15 protein-coding genes and 1 pseudogene are annotated in these 18,825 nt (G+C 56.8%); 3 read left to right on the top strand and 13 right to left on the bottom strand.

The genetic code is table 11. The features are described 5' to 3' along the window. Nucleotides 1-17: 17 nt before the first annotated feature. The 7 genes and pseudogenes from atpA to GKZ67_RS19225 form a co-directional block, all read right to left on the bottom strand. Nucleotides 18-1,597: pseudogene (atpA, locus tag GKZ67_RS19255) on the bottom strand (F0F1 ATP synthase subunit alpha). Between the two features lie 8 nt (nt 1,598-1,605). Beyond that, nucleotides 1,606-2,169, bottom strand: coding sequence for an ATP synthase F1 subunit delta (gene atpH / locus GKZ67_RS19250; protein ID WP_173245705.1), 564 nt, complete (start codon nt 2,167-2,169; stop codon nt 1,606-1,608). Between the two features lie 90 nt (nt 2,170-2,259). Then, the gene (locus tag GKZ67_RS19245; RefSeq protein WP_173245702.1) at nt 2,260-2,808 is read right to left on the bottom strand and encodes a F0F1 ATP synthase subunit B; all 549 of its coding nucleotides are present in this window, start codon (nt 2,806-2,808) and stop codon (nt 2,260-2,262) included. Nucleotides 2,809-2,945: 137 nt separating this feature from the next. Next, complete coding sequence (atpE, locus tag GKZ67_RS19240; RefSeq protein ID WP_151086975.1) at nt 2,946-3,206, bottom strand: ATP synthase F0 subunit C; 261 nt, start codon at nt 3,204-3,206, stop codon at nt 2,946-2,948. Between the two features lie 80 nt (nt 3,207-3,286). Next, the gene (gene atpB / locus GKZ67_RS19235; protein ID WP_254244949.1) at nt 3,287-4,348 is read right to left on the bottom strand and encodes a F0F1 ATP synthase subunit A; all 1,062 of its coding nucleotides are present in this window, start codon (nt 4,346-4,348) and stop codon (nt 3,287-3,289) included. Between the two features lie 63 nt (nt 4,349-4,411). After that, nucleotides 4,412-4,825: a hypothetical protein gene (locus GKZ67_RS19230; protein WP_173245695.1), complete on the bottom strand. Its 414-nt coding sequence runs from the start codon at nt 4,823-4,825 to the stop codon at nt 4,412-4,414. Between the two features lie 78 nt (nt 4,826-4,903). Next, on the bottom strand, nt 4,904-5,056 hold the full coding sequence (locus GKZ67_RS19225) for an AtpZ/AtpI family protein (RefSeq protein WP_173245692.1): 153 nt from the start codon (nt 5,054-5,056) through the stop codon (nt 4,904-4,906). A 238-nt stretch (nt 5,057-5,294) separates the two neighbouring features. Between GKZ67_RS19225 and GKZ67_RS19220 the strand changes: the two genes are divergently transcribed. The 3 genes from GKZ67_RS19220 (at nt 5,295) to uvrC (ending at nt 12,757) form a co-directional block, all read left to right on the top strand. Then, nucleotides 5,295-8,273 (top strand): hypothetical protein, encoded by a 2,979-nt coding sequence (locus tag GKZ67_RS19220; protein ID WP_173245689.1) that lies wholly within the window; start codon nt 5,295-5,297, stop codon nt 8,271-8,273. Nucleotides 8,274-8,442: 169 nt separating this feature from the next. Next, the gene (locus tag GKZ67_RS19215) at nt 8,443-10,800 is read left to right on the top strand and encodes a transglycosylase domain-containing protein (RefSeq protein ID WP_254244948.1); all 2,358 of its coding nucleotides are present in this window, start codon (nt 8,443-8,445) and stop codon (nt 10,798-10,800) included. A 133-nt stretch (nt 10,801-10,933) separates the two neighbouring features. Then, on the top strand, nt 10,934-12,757 hold the full coding sequence (gene uvrC, locus GKZ67_RS19210; RefSeq protein WP_173245686.1) for an excinuclease ABC subunit UvrC: 1,824 nt from the start codon (nt 10,934-10,936) through the stop codon (nt 12,755-12,757). Nucleotides 12,758-12,841: 84 nt separating this feature from the next. Here uvrC and gldN read toward each other — a convergent pair whose 3' ends face one another. The 6 genes from gldN to GKZ67_RS19185 all read right to left on the bottom strand — a co-directional run bounded on the left by gldN (nt 12,842) and on the right by GKZ67_RS19185 (nt 18,691). Continuing rightward, nucleotides 12,842-13,723 carry a gliding motility protein GldN gene (gldN, locus tag GKZ67_RS19205; protein WP_173245684.1) on the bottom strand — a complete coding sequence of 294 codons (882 nt, stop codon included), beginning with the start codon at nt 13,721-13,723 and terminating at the stop codon, nt 12,842-12,844. 178 nt (nt 13,724-13,901) lie between these two features. Continuing rightward, nucleotides 13,902-14,348 carry a GldM family protein gene (locus GKZ67_RS23930; protein ID WP_254244947.1) on the bottom strand — a complete coding sequence of 149 codons (447 nt, stop codon included), beginning with the start codon at nt 14,346-14,348 and terminating at the stop codon, nt 13,902-13,904. A 10-nt stretch (nt 14,349-14,358) separates the two neighbouring features. Next, complete coding sequence (gene gldM / locus GKZ67_RS19200; RefSeq protein ID WP_254244946.1) at nt 14,359-15,501, bottom strand: gliding motility protein GldM; 1,143 nt, start codon at nt 15,499-15,501, stop codon at nt 14,359-14,361. A 57-nt stretch (nt 15,502-15,558) separates the two neighbouring features. After that, nucleotides 15,559-16,371, bottom strand: a complete 813-nt coding sequence (gene gldL, locus GKZ67_RS19195) for a gliding motility protein GldL (protein WP_173245681.1) — start codon at nt 16,369-16,371, stop codon at nt 15,559-15,561. A 69-nt stretch (nt 16,372-16,440) separates the two neighbouring features. Beyond that, nucleotides 16,441-17,457 (bottom strand): SUMF1/EgtB/PvdO family nonheme iron enzyme, encoded by a 1,017-nt coding sequence (locus GKZ67_RS19190; RefSeq protein ID WP_173245678.1) that lies wholly within the window; start codon nt 17,455-17,457, stop codon nt 16,441-16,443. Between the two features lie 235 nt (nt 17,458-17,692). After that, nucleotides 17,693-18,691, bottom strand: a complete 999-nt coding sequence (locus tag GKZ67_RS19185; protein WP_254244945.1) for a PorP/SprF family type IX secretion system membrane protein — start codon at nt 18,689-18,691, stop codon at nt 17,693-17,695. Nucleotides 18,692-18,825 lie beyond the last annotated feature (134 nt).

Raw genomic sequence — 18,825 nt, 5'->3', positions numbered from 1 at the left:
CGCTTGTTATTTACTGCTTAAGCGGCGTAGCCGGCGGCCACATCTTTGGCCGTCTGGCGCAGGGCGCCCGTTACGGAATCATCGAGCTTACCGGCTTTCAGTGCCTTGAGGGCGTCGGGGTGGCGGGCATTCATTACCTGCGTAAACTCCTTCTCGAACTCGCGTACGCGGTTGACCGGGACGGTATCGAGCAAGCCATTGGTAGCGGCATAGATGATGGCCACCTGGTCTTCCACCTTCACGGGCGAGAACTGGGGCTGCTTCAGAATCTCCAGGTTGCGGCGGCCGCGCTCGATGGTGAGCTTGGTGGAGGCGTCGAGGTCGGAGCCGAACTTAGCGAAGGCTTCCAGCTCGCGGAACTGCGCCTGGTCGAGCTTCAGCGTGCCGGCTACCTTCTTCATCGACTTAATCTGGGCGTTGCCACCTACGCGGCTTACCGAGATACCTACGTTGATAGCCGGACGTACGCCCGAGTTGAAGAGGTTGGTTTCGAGGAAAATCTGGCCATCCGTAATCGAGATTACGTTGGTCGGGATGTACGCCGATACGTCACCTGCCTGGGTTTCGATGAGCGGCAAAGCCGTCAGCGAGCCGCCGCCTTTCACCAGCGGCTTCAGGCTTTCGGGCAGGTCGTTCATGTTGCGCGCAATCTCGTCCGAGGCGTTGATTTTAGCGGCGCGCTCCAGCAGGCGGCTGTGCAGATAGAAGACGTCGCCGGGGTAGGCCTCGCGGCCCGGAGGACGACGCAGCAGCAGCGACACCTCGCGGTAGGCTACGGCCTGCTTCGACAAGTCGTCGTACACTACCAGCGCCGGACGGCCCGTATCGCGGAAGTATTCGCCGATAGCGGCACCCGTAAAGGGGGCGTAGAACTGCATCGGCGCGGGGTCCGAGGCCGAAGCCGATACCACCACGGTATAGTCCATAGCCCCGCCCTTGGTCAGGGCCTGCACCACCTGCGCTACCGTCGAAGCCTTCTGGCCGATGGCCACGTAGATGCAGAATACGGGCTCGCCGCGGTCAAAAAACTCGCGCTGGTTCAGGATAGCATCAAGAGCTACGGTCGATTTACCGGTCTGGCGGTCGCCGATAATCAGCTCGCGCTGGCCACGGCCAATCGGAATCATAGCGTCGATAGCCTTGATGCCGGTTTGCAGCGGCTCCGTTACCGGCTGACGGAAAATTACGCCCGGCGCCTTACGCTCCAGGGGCATCTCATAGGTCTGGCCCTGAATGGGGCCCCGACCGTCGATGGGCTGGCCCAGCGTGTTTACCACGCGGCCCACAATCCCTCGCCTACCTGAATAGCGGCAATCTTGTTGGTACGGCGTACGGTAGCACCCTCTTTGATATCGCCGTAGTCACCGAGCATTACGGCCCCTACGTTGTCTTCTTCGAGGTTAAGCACCAACGCTTGCAGGCCATTTTCGAACTCAATCAACTCGCCCGACTGGGCGTGCGAGAGGCCGTAGATGCGCGCCACGCCGTCGCCGACCTGGAGCACGGTGCCGACTTCTTCCAGCTCGGCAGCCGATTTAAAATTGGACAGCTGCTGCCGCAGGATGGCGGATACTTCGTCCGGGCGTACTTCAGCCATGATAATAGTTAGTTTAAGCTATGTTGATAAGTATTGTCGGTCAGGGAAGTACGCAGGCGGCGCAGATTACCTTTCACCGAGTCGTCAATCTGCCGGTCGCCGACGCGCAGCACGAAGCCGCCAATCAGCGAGGGGTCCACCTTCTCGGTGAGCGAAACATCGGGCAGGCCCGTCTGCTGCTTCACCAGCTTCTCTACTTCGGCGCGGGTGGCTGGCGTAAGCGGTGAGGCCGACGTTACCTCCGCCACCTGGACGCCCAGCAGGGCGTTGTACTGCGAGCGGAACTCGGTGCCGATGTGCTCCAGCGCAGCCTCGCGGTTTTTACTGGTCAGAATCTGAAAAAAGCGCATCAGCATATCCGACACCTTGCCCTGAAAAATGGCGGTGAGGATACTGAGCTTTTTGTCGTGCTTTACAATCGGGTTGCGCAGCAGCAGGCGCAGGTCACGGCTGCCGGCCATGGTGTTGGCCAGCAAGTCCATATCCTGCTTCATTGTTGCCAGGGTGCCCATTTCCTGTGCCAAATCAAGTAAGGACTTGGCATAGCGGGCAGCTACTCGTTGGTCGGCCATTGGTAGGTTAGTTGTCGGTCGTTGGCTATCAGTTGTTAGACGATGCGGCCCCTTGCGAAAGCCTGACAACTAACAACTGATAGCTAACGCCTAGTTAAGCTTTACGTCTTTCAGGTACTCATCTACCAGCTTTTGCTGGGCGGCGGGGTCAGCCAGCTCGCGGCGCAATACGCGCTCGGCGATATCGACGCTCAGCTGAGCAGCCGTATTCTTTACTTCGGCCAGGGCCTGGTTTTTTTCCTGCTGAATAGCCTCACGGGCTTGCTGCGAAATCCGATTGGCTTCTTCAACAGCCGTGGTTTTTGCCTGCTCGATGAGCTTGTTGGCAATAGTCTGGCCTTCTTTCAGCATCTGGTCGCGCTCGTGGCGGGCATCGGCCAGCAGCTTCTCGTTGCCGGCTTTCAGGCTCTGCATTTCCAGCTTTGCCTGCTGGGCCATTTTCAGGGCCTCGTCGATACTGTCTTCGCGCTCCTTGAGCGAGCCCAGAATGGGCTTCCAGGCAAACTTGGCCAGCAAAGCCAGCAGGATAAGGAAAATCAGGGTTTGCCAGAAAAGCAAACCAAACTCGGGGTGATAAGCGACATAAGGACAGCAAGTATCGGGGTGGCGGTGAGCCAGCTGAGGCGCACCAGTAAACATCCGGCAGCGGCAGGTAAGTTGCCAAAACCATGGGCTTAGCCTGCTTTACAGCGCAAAGCCGGGTTTCAGCCGAACGAAAACCCGGCACGGCCGGCCTCCGCAACAGGAAGCCAGCCGGCCGGGCTATACCGACGCGATTACTGCAATTTCAGGGCGATGAGCAGGCAGACTACAACTGCGAACAAAGCTGCACCTTCAACCAGCGCCGCTACGATAAGCATAGCCGTCTGGATTTTGCCCGAAGCCTCCGGCTGACGGCCGATGGCTTCCATAGCGCTACCGCCGATGCGGCCAATGCCCAGGCCAGCGCCCAGGATAGCCAGACCAGCGCCGATGCCGGCACCCATTACAGCCAGACCAACCGAATTAACAACTTGCAGCAACAACGAAAGAAGCATGGTAAAAAGAAAAATGTGTGTAGGGAAAAAACTTGGAGGAAATACGACCCGGCCGCCCGCCAGCAGGCAGCCCGGCTAACTTAGTGGGCCGCTACGTCGGGCCTGGTGAGGTGAGCAATGTTAGAGCCACCGTCACGCTCATCGGCGGCACCAAAATTTTCATCGTGCCCGTGGCTTTCATCATGGTGGTGCTCCTCCAGCGCTCCGCCGATGTACATAGCGGTAAGCAGGGTGAAGATATAGGCTTGCAGTACCGATACCAATAGCTCCAGCACACTGATAAATAGACCGAAGGGAACCGACAGGAAGCCGGTAAGCGCCGAGCGGAAAATGAAAATGAGGCTGATGAAACTCAGAATAATGATGTGGCCGGCCGTGATGTTGGCAAACAGACGCACCATGAGCGAGAAAGGTTTGGTAATCACTCCAATCAGCTCGACCGGAATCATGATAAGACGCAGCGGCAGCGGCACACCCGGCGTCCAGAATATATGCTCCCAGTAGTATTTGTTGCTGCTGAACAGGGTGACAATCAGCGTCAGCACGGCCAGCATCATGGTCACGGCAATGTTGCCGGTGAGGTTGGCGGCACCGGGCGTGAGGCCCAGCAGGTTATTAAACCAGATAAAGAAAAACACCGTGAGCAGGTAGGGCATGTAGCGCTCGTATTTGGGGCCGATGCTTTTTTTGGCTACCTCATCGCGGATGAAAATCACAAACGGCTCCAGAAAGCCTTGCAGACCCGCCGGGGCCTGGCCAACCCGCTGCCGGTAGGACCTGGCTACCGACGTAAATACCAGGAGCAGGAGCAGGCTGCTTACGGCCAGGGCAGCCACGTTTTTAGTGATGGAGAAGTCGTAGACCTTGCTGCCATCGAGGGTAATCAGCTTTTCTTCTTCCAGCTTGAAGTTCCCGTAGGTTTTGCCTTCAGCTACTTTCTCCGAGGAGAATACCGATAGTCCCTTACTTGGTTGATAAGCAATGACAGGAAAATAGCTGACAAAATTACCGTTATCGGTGCTGAACCAATGCCACTCGTGCGAGTCGGCCACGTGGTGCAAAATAACTTCGCCGGGGTTGAAGGCATCCCCCTTTTTGCCCGTTTCGGTAGGTTCGGCCGCGAAGCCGGCGAACGTGCACAAGCAAAGAAAGAGAGTGAGTAACCGCTTCATTAATATTGAGTAAAATCCGGACCCGAAGGTAAATTATTCGCTTTTCGGGAGTTGCTTCGCTGAAAACGGGCGCAAGTTACTAAAAATAGCCCATATTTCAAACCCGGCACACAGAAAATAGCCTGTAAAGAAGGCTCCGAGGAAGGTCAGCAAGCCGTGGTCGTCGTTGATTCCACCCCTATAAAAATAGGCTAGTACCATCCCGATTCCGAGCACCAGGCGCAGGCCTACCCCGCCGAAATAAGCCGCCAGAAAATTGTCGGGCGAGCGACGGGTAGCGCGCGCCGTAAACCAATAAGTAAGTAGGGTAAGGGCTAGCAACACGCCCAGCACGTAGGGCGCCAGCGGATGAATAACCGCCGCGCTAAACCCTGCCCGCAGACCAAACAGCACGGCGAAGCTGGCCAGGGTAAAAGCACCAAAATGGGTTAGAAAACGAGTGCTCATAAATCAACCAGCCGAAGCCGGAGGACAAAGGTCGGCACAGACGGGCCAATATCCACGCTTTCTTCACTCCCAAGGGTACTAGTCAGGCTGGGTTGCGGAGCGAATAACCTGGAACAGCGCCAGGAATATACCACTGAGGGTGAGCCCAATAGTATACCACGGAGTTTTTGTCTGAAAATGGCCGTCGAGCCATACGCCGGCCCAGGTGCTAAGGCCGATAATGGCTACCATCTGCACGGCAATGCCGGAATATTTGGCCAGGGCAGAACTATTACGGGCCGATTCGTCGGTTTCGGGGTGGGTGGCAGAGAACTCATAGGCGGGCAGGCATCGGAATGCTAAGGGTTAGATGAATGTTTCGGGTGGGTTAGGCGTAATTTTACGGGTTGCCGGCCGTTAGCACCTACGGCGCCGAACATTTTGGCCGGTGCCGGGCGTTGCGACTTACCTACCCGACCAGCTTTTAACGTTGAAAATCGCTATTTCCTTGAAATACTATCGGTTTTGGCTGCTGGCCTTGCTGGGCTTGGGCGTGGCAGCCTGCGCCTCGGATAAGTCGCTCGTGAGCCATGCGCTCAATAACGTGGCGGCTCGTGATAACGGCTTCTTTCTGGCGCGCGAAAAGCTGTGGGCCACCGAGGCTACCCTGTATAAAGGCCGCGGCGACGACTACAACCGGGTACTGCCCCTCTACCCTACCCTCGACAGCACGACGGTGCGGGCCACCCGGCCCGACCTCAACGATATTATTAAAAAGGCCTCACTGCCTATTCAGCACCGCGCCGGCTCCGACTGGACCGATGATGCTTACCTGCTCGTGGGCTGGGCGCGGTTTTATAAAATGGAGTTTGACGATGCTGCCCTGACGTTTAAGTACGTCAACAGCACCAGCCACGACCCGTTTGCCAAGCACGAGGCCCTGATTGGGTTGATGCGCACCTTCTTGATAACCAAACAGCTCGACAATGCCAAAGCGGTATCGGACCTGCTCGACAAGGAAGTAGGCCTGCCTAAGGATGCGCGCGAGCTGTTTTTGGCCCGTGCCGATTATTATTTGCAAAGCGATGAGCCCCGGCAGGCCATCGCACAGCTGGAGCGGACCGTGCCTTTCATTCCGGCCAAGAATGAGCGCTCACGCACGCGCTTTATACTGGCGCAGCTCTACCAGGCACAGGGTCAGAATAAGGAAGCCACGGCACAGCTCAACAACATTCTGAAGCATAACCCGCCCTACGAGCTCGATTTTCAGGCCAAGCTGCTGCTGGGCCAGGTTTCTGACCTCGACAAGCAAAGCAAGGAGCGGCTCGATAAATACTTTGCGCAGCTGCTGAAAGACCCCAAGAACAAGGAATACCGCGACAAGATTTATTACGAGATGGCCCGGCTGGCTTATCGGCAGCAGAAGTACGGCGATGCGCTGGCCTTGCTGCGCACGGCGGCCAAGGTGCCTTCGCCCAGTAAATCGCAAAAAGGCTATACTTATCTGCTGGCCGGGCGTATCTATTACGAAAACCTGCAGAAGTATCGCTTGGCTGCTGCCTACTACGACAGCACGGTGCAGGTAATGCCTAAAACTAACCCGTTATATGCAGCCACGGAAGAACGGGCAGGTATTTTAAAAGAATTTGCCAAGCAGTACACCATTATTGAAACGCAGGACAGCCTGCAGGCGCTGGCTAAGCTGCCTGCCGCCGACCTCGACCAGCGCCTGAATACCTACGCTGCCGCCGAGCTGGAAGCCCGCCGCAAAGCCGAGGCGAAGGCGCTGGCGGCCCAGAAAGCCCTGGCTCAGAAGCAACAGGCCGATGCCAGCCGCATTACCTCCTCGCCCAGCGCCCTGAGCGGCAGCCAGCGCGACATCAGCAACCCCAACGCGTTTGACCCCACCGCTACGGCGGCTACGGGCGCCCAGTGGTATTTCGATAACCCCAGCACCCTGGGAACGGCCCGGGGCGACTTTATTCGCAGCTGGGGCGACCGCAAGCTGCAAGACAACTGGCGTACCACCAACACGCCGAGTAACTCGCCCAATACTCCACAGAATGGCGGCACTCCGGTGAGCCTCACCGGCAATGACCAGACGCGCGTAAACGGCGGCGCGACGGGCAGCGCCCCGGCTGCCAAGCCTGTTGTTGACCCGCAGGCCGAGCAGAGCGCGCTTGTAGCTAAGTATCGGCAAAGTATTCCGAGCACCCCGGCCATGCTACAGGCTTCCGACAAGCAGATAGAAGGGGCTATGTATGAGCTGGGTGGTATCTATAAGGAGCTACTGAAGGAAAAGCAGCGCGGCTACGAAACCTACGCCGGTGAAGTAGCCCGCTACCCGCGCGGCGAGCACGCGCCCGATGCCGACTACCTGCTCTATCTCTATTACAAAGACCTGCCCGACCCGGTTAAGGCTGCGCAGTACGCCGCTGCCCTGCAGCGCGAGTTTCCCAATTCAACATACGCGAAGCTTATCGCTGACCCGCTGTACCGCGAGCACGAGCGCGCCCTGCACAATGCCGTGGCGACGCGCCTGGACTCGGCCTTCTCGCTCTATAAGGACCAGTATTTTACCAGGGCGAAAGCCGCCGTTGCCCGGCTCGAGCAGCAGTATCCGAAGAGTGACCTGACCGACCACGTGGCTTACCTGAAGCTGCTGCTGGCTATCCGGACGCAGCCGCCGGCGGCGGTGCGGGCTTCGGTGGCCCAATTCGCCAAGGATTATCCCGATAGCAAGCTGGTGCCCCAGGCCCAGGCCCTGGCGGGCGCGTTTCAGAAAGCAGAGGCCGGGCAGCTGACCGGAGCGCTGGCCTCGACCGAGAAGCCGGTTATCTCCCAGTTCAGGCCGGGGGAGGTTGAAAACCGGATGCGTATTCTGTACGGCGAGGATGAGTCGCCCGCTGCGCCAGCACCGGCCGAGGCTGTTCCGGTTACTCCGCCAACGCCTTTAAAAGCCTCCGCTCTGCAGTTGGCCACTCCGGCTGCTAATCCCGATAAAGACTTACCTGTTAAAGCCGCATTAACCAGTACACCCAACGCTAAAGAAGCGCCGGGGCTGAAACCCGCGCCAGCCCCTACTCAACCGGCCGCAGCGCCGGGGCAGCCAGCTACCGCACCACCAGTAGCACCTACACCAGCACCAGCGGCACCGGTGGCAGCGCCCGCCGTGGCGTATGCCACTCAGCTCAGCGCGGCTCATGCGATAGTGCTGGTGTACCCCAAGGGCAGTGCACCCACCGCCGACCTGGCCGCGCAGCTTACCGCGTACAATGGCAAGTTTTTCCGGGCCAACAACCTCACGGTGCTGCCGGCCCAACCCCTGGGTACCGACCAGGAGATGGTAGTGGTCCGGTCTTTGCCGGGCTCCAAAGTGGCCCAGAGCTACGCCACCAAGCTGCGGGGGCCGCAATCACCGCTGTCGCGCCTGCGGGGCAGGGCTACCAGGCCATTGTCATTAGCCTGACTAACCTGACGCTGCTGCAGGAGGCCGGTGGCGACCTGGCCGGCTACCAGCAGTTTTACCAGAAAGTTTACCAATAGGACGAATAAGGAATCAAGCAGGAAGAACCAGGACATGCTACGTGCTTCCGGGTTGCTTTACCTTCATTATTCCGCCTGCCCAACTCAACAAAATGCCTACATCTTACCCTTCCCCGGCTCGTCCTACCCCTCCAGTTCGCCGGGGTTCACCGCCGCCGGCCCGTAAGGGGCGCTTTCAGGCGTTTATACGCACGATGTGGGTGCTGTTTGCCGGAGGTGTGTTGGGCGCGCTGCTCTATGTAGGGGCAGTCAGCATCAACTTCATGAACCTGTTTGGGCGCATGCCCAACCTGCGCACGCTCGAAAACCCCAAAAGCGAGCTGGCATCGGAGATATACTCGGCCGATGGCGTGCTGCTGGGCAAGTACTTCCGCGAAAATCGTACGCCCGTTGAGTATAAAGACCTACCCCAGAATGTTATCGACGCGCTCATCGCCACCGAGGACGTGCGCTTCGAGCAGCATTCGGGTATCGATTTTAAGAGCATTATGCGAGCCGTGGCGGGGCTGGGCCGCAGCGGGGGAGGCTCTACCCTTAGCCAGCAGGTAGCCAAGGTGCTGTTTAAAACGCGCCCTGGTGAGGAAAGCAACCTCAACAATGGCACCCTTAATGGGCCCGGCAAGCTGGGGCTGCTCATCACCAAAACCAAGGAATGGCTGCTGGCCATCCGCCTGGAGCGCAACTACACGAAGCGCGAAATAATCCGGATGTACCTCAACACCGTTGATTACGGCTCCAATGCCTTCGGCATCAACACCGCCGCCAAAACGTTTTTCAACAAGCGACCCAAGGAGCTTACCACGCCGGAAGCGGCTACGCTGGTGGGCATCGTTAATGCGCCCTCGCGCTTTAGCCCGGCGCTGCACCCGGTGCGCTCCAAGCGCCGCCGCAACTGGGTGCTTCAGCAGATGGTAAAGGCCAACTACCTCACGGCCGCCGAGATGATGCAGGATACGGCCAAGGCCATCAAGCTGCACTACAGTGTCGAAAGCGCAGTGCAGGGCCTGGCTCCTTACTTCCGCACCGAAGTAGCCAAGTACCTGCAGGCCTGGGCCAAGGAAACCGACCACGACCTGTACGCCGATGGCCTGAAAATCTATACCACCCTTGACTCACGCATGCAGACCTACGCCGAGAAGGCCGTGGCCGAGCACCTGGCGCTGCAGCAAAAGTGGTTTTCGGCGCACTGGCAGGGCCAGCTGCCCTGGCGCGACGAGAACGGCCAGGTAATTCCGCATTTTCTCGAAACGGCCATGCGCCGCACCCAGCGCTACAAATCGCTCATGGAGCGCTACGACGGCAACAAGGACTCGGTCAACTACTACCTCAACCACAAGTACCACATGACGGTATTCAGCTGGCAGGGCGAGAAGGATATGCTGCTGTCGCCGATGGATTCGCTGGCCTACTACAAGCGCTACCTGCAAGCAGGCTTTATGGCCGTAAACCCGCTTAATGGCTACGTCAAGGCCTGGGTGGGTGGCCCCAACTACAAGTTCTTTAAGTTTGACCACGTGCGACAGGGCAAGCGCCAGCCCGGCTCCACCTTCAAGCCCATCGTGTACACGGCGGCCATCGACCAGGGCTACTCGCCGTGCTTCCCCCGGCCCGACGTAGCTACTACTTTCCCCGGCGCGGCCGGCCGCCCGCCCTACACGCCCAAAAACTTTGAGGGCGGCTACTCGGGCCGCACCTTTACGTTGCGTCAGGCGCTGGCGCGCTCCATGAACTCCATCACCGCCTGGCTGGTGTACAAGCTCGGCCCCGAAACGGTGGTGGCCTACGCCAAGCGCCTGGGTATTACGTCGCCCATCGACGCGGTGCCGGCCGTGGGCTTCGGGGCTTCCGATTGCAGCATCTACGAGCTGTGCGGGGCTTACGGTACGTTTGTCAACAAAGGCGTCTGGACCGGCCCCATCATGGTGACGCGTATAGAGGACAAGAACGGCAACGAGCTGCGCCGCTTCGTGGCTCCTACCAAGGAAGCCCTGAGCGAGGAAACGGCCTACGTGATGACCAATATGCTGCAAGCCAGCACGACCGAGCCCGGCGGCACCAGCACCATCCTGCACACGGGCTTCAACTTTCCGTACCAGATGGGGGCCAAAACGGGCACCACCTCCAACTATTCTGATGCCTGGTTTATGGGCATCACGCCCAATCTGGTGTGCGGCATGTGGGTGGGCGGCGAAGACCGCAGCATTCACTTCCGCACCGGGGCCTACGGCCAGGGCGCCCGCCTGGCGCTGCCGCTCTACGGCATTTTTATGAAGAAAGTGTACGCCGATAAGTCGCTCGATGTAGACCGGGGGCCCTTCCCGCAGCCCGCCGCCCCGCTCACTATTGAGCTGGACTGCTCCAAATACTACGGTGGCCAGCGCGATACCATCCCGAGCGACCAGAAACTGGCCCCTCCCGTCCTTGACCCACTCGACAAGAAGGACATTTAGCCGGGGCTAGCTACCAGATTATAGAAATGGCCGGCGCTTTTCGTCGGCCATTTCTGTTAGGATAACTCCTTCACGTACCTCCGCGTTTTCACTGCGTACCCCTGCGGCAACCTCCCGCCCAACCCGCCCGACTATGGCAGCCAAACCCGAACTGCAAGAACAAATCAATCACCTGCCGCACCAGCCCGGCGTGTACCGCTACTACGACGACGAGGGGATTATTTACGTGGGCAAGGCCGTAGACCTGCGCAAGCGCGTGAGCAGCTACTTCACCAAGCAGGACCATAACAAGAAAACCCAGCAGCTCGTCAAGAATATCAAGCGCATTGAATTTACGATAGTTAACTCCGAGTCGGATGCGTTTTTGCTGGAGAACAACCTCATCAAGCAGCACCAGCCCAAGTACAATATCCTGCTCAAGGATGGCAAAACGTACCCTTACCTGCTGCTAACCAACGAGCGCTTCCCGCGCCTCCTTCCTACGCGCAATAAGCAGCCCGGCGACGGCCAGTACTTCGGTCCCTACGCCAACCAAGGCGGCCTCAACGTGCTGCTCGAGCTTATCCGGGCGCTGTACCCGCTGCGCACCTGTACCTACAACCTAAGCCCCGAAAACGTGGCGGCCGGTAAGTTTAAGGTGTGCCTCGAATACCATATCGGCAACTGCAAAGGGCCCTGTGAGGCGAAGGAAGACGAAATAGCTTATAATTTATATATAAATCAGATACGCCAGATTCTCAACGGAGACCTTCGCCTGCCCAAGCAGTACTTCCGCGAGAAGATGGCCGCCGCGGCCCAGGAAATGCAGTATGAGCTGGCGCATCAGTTTAAGCAGAAGCTCGACAAGCTTGACGAGTTTCAGGCCAAAAGCACCATTGTCAACGCTTCCCTCACCAATATCGACGTCTTTAGCATCGCCTCCAATGAGAAGGCGGCATTCGTCAACTATTTCAAGGTGATGAATGGCAGTATCATTCTGACCCAAAACCTGGAACTGACCAAGAAGCTCGACGAGACAGATGCCGAAATCCTGGCCCCGCTCATCATGCAGCTGCGCCAGGAATACGAGAGTGAGGCCAAGGAAATTCTTACCAATGTGCCCGTTGGCGAGCTGCCGCTGCCCGGCGTAGCCGTAGCACAGCCCCAGATAGGTGACAAGCGCAAGCTGCTGGAGCTAAGCATTAAGAATGTGCTATATCTCCGCAAGGAGAAGGAAAGCATGAACGAGAAGAGTAAGGATGTGAACGAGGTGCGCATTATGGAGCAAATCAAAAAAGACCTGCGCCTGACGGAGCTGCCCAAACACATCGAGTGCTTCGACAACTCTAACTTTCAGGGCGACAACCCGGTGTCGGCCATGGTATGCTTCCGCAATGCCCGGCCCAGCAAGAAAGACTACCGCCACTACCACGTTAAAACGGTTGTGGGTCCCAACGACTTCGATACCATGTACGAAGTCATTACGCGCCGCTACCGCCGCCTGGTTGATGAAGGGGCCAGCCTGCCTCAGCTCGTGATAGTAGACGGCGGCAAGGGCCAGCTGAGCATGGCTGTGAAGGCCTTGAAAGACCTCAATCTGTGGGGGCAAATCCCGGTTATCGGCATCGCCAAGCGCCTCGAAGAAATTTACGTTCCCAACGACCCGTTACCGCTCTATATCGATAAAAAGAGCGAGAGTCTGCGCCTATTCCAGCGCATGCGCGACGAAGTGCACCGCTTCGGCATCACCTTCCACCGCGCCACCCGCGACGCGGCCACGCTCAAAACGGAGCTGACCGACGTCAAAGGCCTCGGCCCCGTTACGGCCGATAAGCTGCTCAGCAAATTCAAATCAGTTAAGAAAATCAAAGAGTTGACCGAAGCCGAACTGGTAGCCGAAGTCGGTAAAGCCAAGGCAAAGGTGTTGCTCAACTACTTTGAGCAATCGGAAAAGCTTACCCCGCTTACTGAACAATAAAAACCCGAACACAAAAAAGGCCCGTGCTGATAGCACGAGCCTTTTTTGTAGCATTCTTGGGAATAATCAGCGCAGGCTAAGATTTTAGAAGCTCCACAGGCTGTACTCGTACTCTACGAGGTCGGCAGCCGTCTGCTGAGATGCCAGCAAGCCTTCACGCTCGCTGCCGTACTGCGTAGCCAGGTCGTCGCCCGAAGGATTCGATACTTTTACGATGTACGAGTTGAACAGCCACAGCTCAAACGCATCGGCCAGGTTCTTGTGCTGCGCATCGTTTTGCGAGTTGAACCAGATGGCGCTCTGCGGATTGTTACGAAATACCTTAACGAGGTCGGAATACTTAAACGTAGCGATGTTTTTCTCCAAGCCAGCCGCGTTGCCGGGCAGCGTAGAAGGCAGCTTCAGCGACACCGTCTTAATCTGGTGGTACATCCGCGAGCGCTTTTTATCGAATATCATCTCCTCGGTCAGCTCCATCTGGTAGAGGTCCTTGTAGCGATACTCAGCGGTGGTAGCGGGCGGCGGGGGCGGCGGAGCAGCCGCTACGGTCGAAGTTTTTACGGTTTTGTACACGTACTTGCCGTTCTTCTTCACTGGCTTGCCTTTGCTATCCAGCACCTTTACCTTTTTAGTGGTAGAAGCCGGCGTAGAAGAGGCTACCGGGGCTCCCCAGCCATCATTGGCCGGGGCAGCTGCTTTCTTAGCACCTTTGCCCTTGGCTGCCGGGGTACCCCAGTCGCCGCCATCCGCATCGGGGCTGATGGGAGCTTCCAGCGCATACGACATGTTGCCTTTTACCTCGGCGGGCGAGAACGTCGACGTTACCGAGTCATTCTTATAGGCTTGCAGCTCGCCGCGCTTTACGGCCTCCATGATGACCTTGCTGATTTCCTTGCCATCCGAAAACATCGGGCGGTTTTGCTTCTCGCGCAGGTCGATAGCCCGCCAGATGGTTTTGCGGAACATCTGGTCGGAAACCGGAATCTGCCGGATGGCCCCGTCGTAGCGGTCGAGGTGGCCTGCTCCTGCGCCCGGCCCACCAGCGCGACCAGCAGGGCCGCAGCGGTGAAAGGCAATACTTTGAAATAGCGGGTCATAATAGAATTTTTAAAGCTAACGAATTACCTGATTATCTTATTGCAGCTTATTGCAGCGGGATGTTGAACGTGCGGGTCATGTTCACATCTTCCGTCTGGTTCTGGAAGTTCATGCGCTGCACGCCCTGAACCTCGATAAACAGACGGTCGCCTTCTTTATAGGCGTTTACCATGTCGCTGAAATCGCCCTGCGGACCGTTGATGGTCTTGGGGCCGATTACGGGGCGCTTGCCCCGGGCCAGCACAGCCTGGAAGCGCGATACCCGGTAGCGCGCATCTTCCGGCAGGAAGGTGGCAAAGCCAGGGTCGGGAATCGCCCGCAGGGTTACCGACCGAATAGCGGTGCCTGCAGTTCCCTGCTTTTCGTTGGCTTCACTGCCGCCGGTGTAGCACTTGATGGTGGGGTTCGGAATTGGACGAACCTTGAAAGTTTGCGAGCCGATGGCGTTGCCACCGCTACTCACGTTCAGCGTTACCTCGCGAGCGTTGGGCACCAGCGTCACGTCACCTTTCTGACCCGTGATAACCGAAGCCCCGAAGCCGAGAAGCTAGGCTGATACTGCGCCCCAGGGCCGGTACCTGCACACTCAGCTTATTGCCGCACTTGTAATACAGCGCCTGCACCGAAGCCGACTGAATCTGCATCACCGGCTTGGTAATGGTATAAGGCACAGTAACGGCAAACGTGGTATCGCGGCCATTCTGGTTGATGCGAACCGTACCCTTCCAGGAGGCTTTAGCATTGCCATCCTTGTCGAAGTTGCCGGGGCGGGCCGTAAACTCTACTTTGCCATGCTTGGTGGTAGGGTCCAAGGGGAGGGGGCTACCGTTCAAGGTCATGGTCGGCGTCAGGTTGCTGGCCGAGGCGGTCAGGAAAAGCTCAGCCTTGTACTTGGTGCCGGCAGCTACTGTGTTCGACTCGGCCGAAGCGAAAGCACCTAGCTTATCGAATACTATCGTTTTGGCACCTACTTTCTCAGCCTGTGCCCGCAGAGCATCAGCTTCGTACTTCAATACTTCGGTCTCCTTCTGGCTAAGAACTGCCAGGGCAGCCACTAGGGGAGTATTTTCAAAGTTTAGCTCGGCGAAGTCTTTGTTGCGCTGGTCGTGCGTGGTCGTTTCCTTGGAAGACGTAATACGGGTATCTTCTTTACCATCGAGTGCCAACGGGGTAACGCCGGGCACATAGGTGCGGATAAAGTCGGCATACTTGTTCAGCTCAGCCTTCATCGGGTATGCCAACCCGTTCTTCTTGCCGCCAATCATAACCGGCATCACCTTGTTGTTGGCATCCGGGTCTTTGTAATCAGTAGCCCCCTGCGGGTTGCCCGTAGCTACTACCAGCTTCTCACGCACATTGCGGAGATAGTCGACCATTGCCTTACTCCGGTTACGAATCTCTTCGCTTTCCTTCAGCACGGCCAAATCCTTGGCTTGATTACGGTTCTTCTCAACTGCCGCCTGAATACCCTTCACGGTATTGTCAGCTGCTACGCTCGACTTGTTGTTAACATCAAGCAAGCTGTCATCAATAAACTTAAATTTCAGCAGAATTGCTGAGTTAACCTGAAGCGCCAGCAGAGCGGTCAGCACGAGATACATCATGCCAATCATCTTCTGCCGCGGTGTTTCTTTTCCGCCTGCCATCTGCTAGAGATATTACGTAATTGTGGTAGAATAAGCGAATAGGATACTATAGCTCGCTTAGCTAGCGGCACCAGCCCGCATGGCGTTCAGCATATTGCCGTACACGCGGTTGAGCGACGACAGGTTGCCGGTCAGGTCGGCTACCTGGTGCTGGAGGCTTTCAGTGTCTTTGCCAGCCTGCATCATGTTCTCCATGGCTTTGCCCAGCGTACCGTAGAACTGGTTCATCGACTTGAGGTGGGTGTTGGCATCCTGAAGCTCCATCTCATACACTGCGTTCAGCGCGCCCAGGTTTTTGGTTACGTTCTGCACTTGCAGGTGGTACTCTTTGGCGTCGCCGGTAGCGTTGGCCAGCGAAGTAATGGCATCTACCGTGTTGGAGTAAGCTTTGTTGATACCGTCGAGCGACTGGGCCGCGGTGCGCACCTTCTGGGTGTACTCATCGGTAGCGTTGGTAGCCTCGCCGAGCTGGCTCATCTGAGCAGTCGTAGCGCTGAGGCGGTTCAGGCCCTGGCCCAGGTTGGTAAGCGCCTCGGGCGTAACGTTTGCGTTCTTCAGCATATCGTCCAGTTTGCCGGTCAGGCCATTGGGCTGTAGCTGCTTGTTGCGGAAACCGTTCTCGTTGGTCGAGGGGTCGTAGCCCTCGCTTAGCTCAGGGTATACCAACGACCAGTCGGTTTCAGCCTGGTGCGGCTGGAAGGCGCTTAAGAAGAAGATGAGTGCTTCAGTACCGAGTCCTAACATAAGCATTAGGTCAGCTCCCTGCCAGTGCTCAATCTTAAATAGTGCTCCGACAATTACAACTGCTGCACCAATGCCGTAGATTTTCGGCATTACATCATCGTAGAGAAAGTTTTTCTTAACAGCCATTTTGAGTTAAAGCTAAGTAAGCTCAGTTTTAGAGAAGGAGAAAGGATGATTTGGACTACAAAAGAAAGATTAGTTCAGGCCACGGTTGGTACCCATGCCAATCTGAATCATGGAGCAGCGGAAGCCGATGTAAGAGCGAGCCGAATCCTGGTACTCGAAGTTACGAGTGCCGGTTTCGAGGAAGTACTGAATGTCTTTCCACGAGCCGCCTCGCACTACTTTACGGGGCTCGTTATCATCGGGGTTGGTAGGGTTAAGGTCCCACACCACCGGCACTGAGGCTTCCATATACGCATCATCGCACCACTCCGAAACGTTGCCGGCCATATCGTACAGGCCGAAATCGTTGGGGAAGTAGGAGCCTACCTCTGAAGTATAGGCATAGCCATCGGAAGCATAGTCGCCCCGGCCCGGCTTAAAGTTGGCTAGCATGCAGCCCTTGGTATTGCGAATGTAAGGACCGCCCCAGGGGAAGGTAGCCCCTTCGCGGCCACCACGGGCCGCGTACTCCCACTCGGCCTCGGAAGGCAGACGGAAGTTCGGGTACGGCGCGTCGCCACGCTCCTCGTTGGTAGAATTTTTATACTTGGTGCGCCAGTTGCAGAAATAGCGGGCCGCAAACCAGTCAACACCTACTACCGGATAGTCATCGAAGGCAGGGTGCGAGTAGTAGTACTCCAGCAGGGGGTCACCCATATGGTAGGTAAAGTCACGCACCCATACAGTAGTATCGGGATATAGTTCAGTTTTGATATAATCCTCACCTAGCGCTTCTACCGAGTCCTGCATAATAGCATTCACGAACTGCCGGTATTCATTGTTCGTGATTTCGGTTTCGTCCATGTAGAAGCCGGCGATAGTCACCTGCTTATTCATGTTTACCATCGAAGCCGAGATATCCTGGTCGGTCTGGCCCATGTGAAAAGTTCCACCTGGGCAGGGTACCATTCCGAAGGGCACTTCCTGCGGGTTAAAGATGGGCCGGTCGTCAGTGCCCACCAAGTCGCCCTGGTAGTTCTTCGTAAAACAGCCACCTAGAAATACCCCCGATAAGGCTAATAGGGGTAATACCAGAAATTTTTTCATAATAGAGAGAAAGAACTAATTTATAATCAGGCTGCGATTGTGGCAAGTTGTGTAATTACTGGCAAATCTACGTTATTCCAAGTGGTTGCGCAATACGGCACAGACGCGTTCGCGCTGTTATTCGTTCAGCGACGTGAAAAAGGCGCTTAACGACCCTAAAATACAATTTAACTACCCCAAATTTTTCTACTTATTACCGCCAGCTGCTAGCCGGTATCGCTTCTGACAAGCCTGACTAGAAGCTATAGCGCGGGGTTCGGATGGCAGGACGGGTAAAGAGCACGGCTTTGGGCAAACGAAGCGAAAGTAGTATTTCGTGTGAGCTGAAAGCGCGGGCCGCCTGGTTGAAGGCGATGAAGTCGAAAGCATAGCCGATGCGGTAGCGGTTATCGGCGCCAAAAGCGTAGCCCAGCAGCCCCGATATTGACTCCTGCTGGCGGTAGTTAAGACCAGCCCAGAACTGGTCGTTGAGCGTAGCCCGCACCCCCGCTTCCACGGAGTAATTGTGCTGGTTGTCGTACTTGGTGGCAGCATCGTAGTTGCCTGGCAATACGGCTTTTACTAATACCGTAGGTGTCACCGTAACGCTGGAGGAGGCCTCGATATTGTATCCGGCCGTCAGGTATGCATGATTCTCGCCGAGCACCTGAGAGGTATTTTGGTACCCAATAATTTTACCGCTGGCATCGCGAATAGCACTTTGCAGGGTATACGTCTGCCGGAACAGGTTATTGGCGCTGAGACCCGCGTAAAATTTGGGCGACTCATACCAAAGCCCGGCCCCCGCATCAAACTTATGGTCGGAGCCGCTTTCCGGCACGAAGGGGTCGGTCGGGTCATTTGGGCGGTAGCTGCCCTTGCTTAAAAACGTAAATATTCCCTGCACGCCAATACCCAGCTGCCCGGCTCCCAGCTTTACGTGCTGCGAGTAGGAAAGCGTAGCATTCGTCATCTTCGTAACGGCTATCTGGTCGTAGTACACTACCAGGCCCACGCCGCCGTTAAGCGCAAGCACCGGCACCGAAGCCGATACCATGCCCGTGCGCGGCGAGCCGTTTTCGTCGTTAAACGAGTTGCCCAAGTTGAGGTATTGGTAGCGTCCGATAACGTTTACTTCCGTCTGCCCTTTGATGCCGGCGTAAGCCGGATTGAGGTACATGCCATTGAGGCCGTAGTGCGTAAACTGTGGCTGTTGCTGAGCCAGGGCGGGCACAGCCGCTGCGCTTAACAGCACAGCAAGTAAGTATCCTTTCATGGGGCTACGAAGAAAGGGAGCTGGAAGGGAGATACAGGGGGCAACAGGCATAACAACCTACGTTCAAATGTAACTACTAATTTAGCCCCTTACGCTACCTTCCGGCAAAAGAA

This window comes from Hymenobacter sp. BRD67, from assembly GCF_013256425.1.
Classification (GTDB): domain Bacteria; phylum Bacteroidota; class Bacteroidia; order Cytophagales; family Hymenobacteraceae; genus Hymenobacter.
This window is presented reverse-complemented; position numbering and strand designations above follow the sequence as displayed.

What these genes read in the sequence shown, in the direction of transcription:
- atpE (WP_151086975.1), bottom strand. Translation starts at nt 3,206, where the DNA reads ATGCTTCTTTCGTTGTTGCTGCAAGTTGTTAATTCGGTTGGTCTGGCT.
- gldN (WP_173245684.1), bottom strand. Translation starts at nt 13,723, where the DNA reads ATGTTCCGCAAAACCATCTGGCGGGCTATCGACCTGCGCGAGAAGCAA.
- GKZ67_RS19245 (WP_173245702.1), bottom strand. Translation starts at nt 2,808, where the DNA reads ATGTTTACTGGTGCGCCTCAGCTGGCTCACCGCCACCCCGATACTTGC.
- atpH (WP_173245705.1), bottom strand. Translation starts at nt 2,169, where the DNA reads ATGGCCGACCAACGAGTAGCTGCCCGCTATGCCAAGTCCTTACTTGAT.
- uvrC (WP_173245686.1), top strand. Translation starts at nt 10,934, where the DNA reads ATGGCAGCCAAACCCGAACTGCAAGAACAAATCAATCACCTGCCGCAC.
- gldM (WP_254244946.1), bottom strand. Translation starts at nt 15,501, where the DNA reads ATGGCAGGCGGAAAAGAAACACCGCGGCAGAAGATGATTGGCATGATG.
- GKZ67_RS19230 (WP_173245695.1), bottom strand. Translation starts at nt 4,825, where the DNA reads ATGAGCACTCGTTTTCTAACCCATTTTGGTGCTTTTACCCTGGCCAGC.
- GKZ67_RS19215 (WP_254244948.1), top strand. Translation starts at nt 8,443, where the DNA reads ATGCCTACATCTTACCCTTCCCCGGCTCGTCCTACCCCTCCAGTTCGC.
- GKZ67_RS19225 (WP_173245692.1), bottom strand. Translation starts at nt 5,056, where the DNA reads ATGGTAGCCATTATCGGCCTTAGCACCTGGGCCGGCGTATGGCTCGAC.
- GKZ67_RS19190 (WP_173245678.1), bottom strand. Translation starts at nt 17,457, where the DNA reads ATGAAAAAATTTCTGGTATTACCCCTATTAGCCTTATCGGGGGTATTT.
- gldL (WP_173245681.1), bottom strand. Translation starts at nt 16,371, where the DNA reads ATGGCTGTTAAGAAAAACTTTCTCTACGATGATGTAATGCCGAAAATC.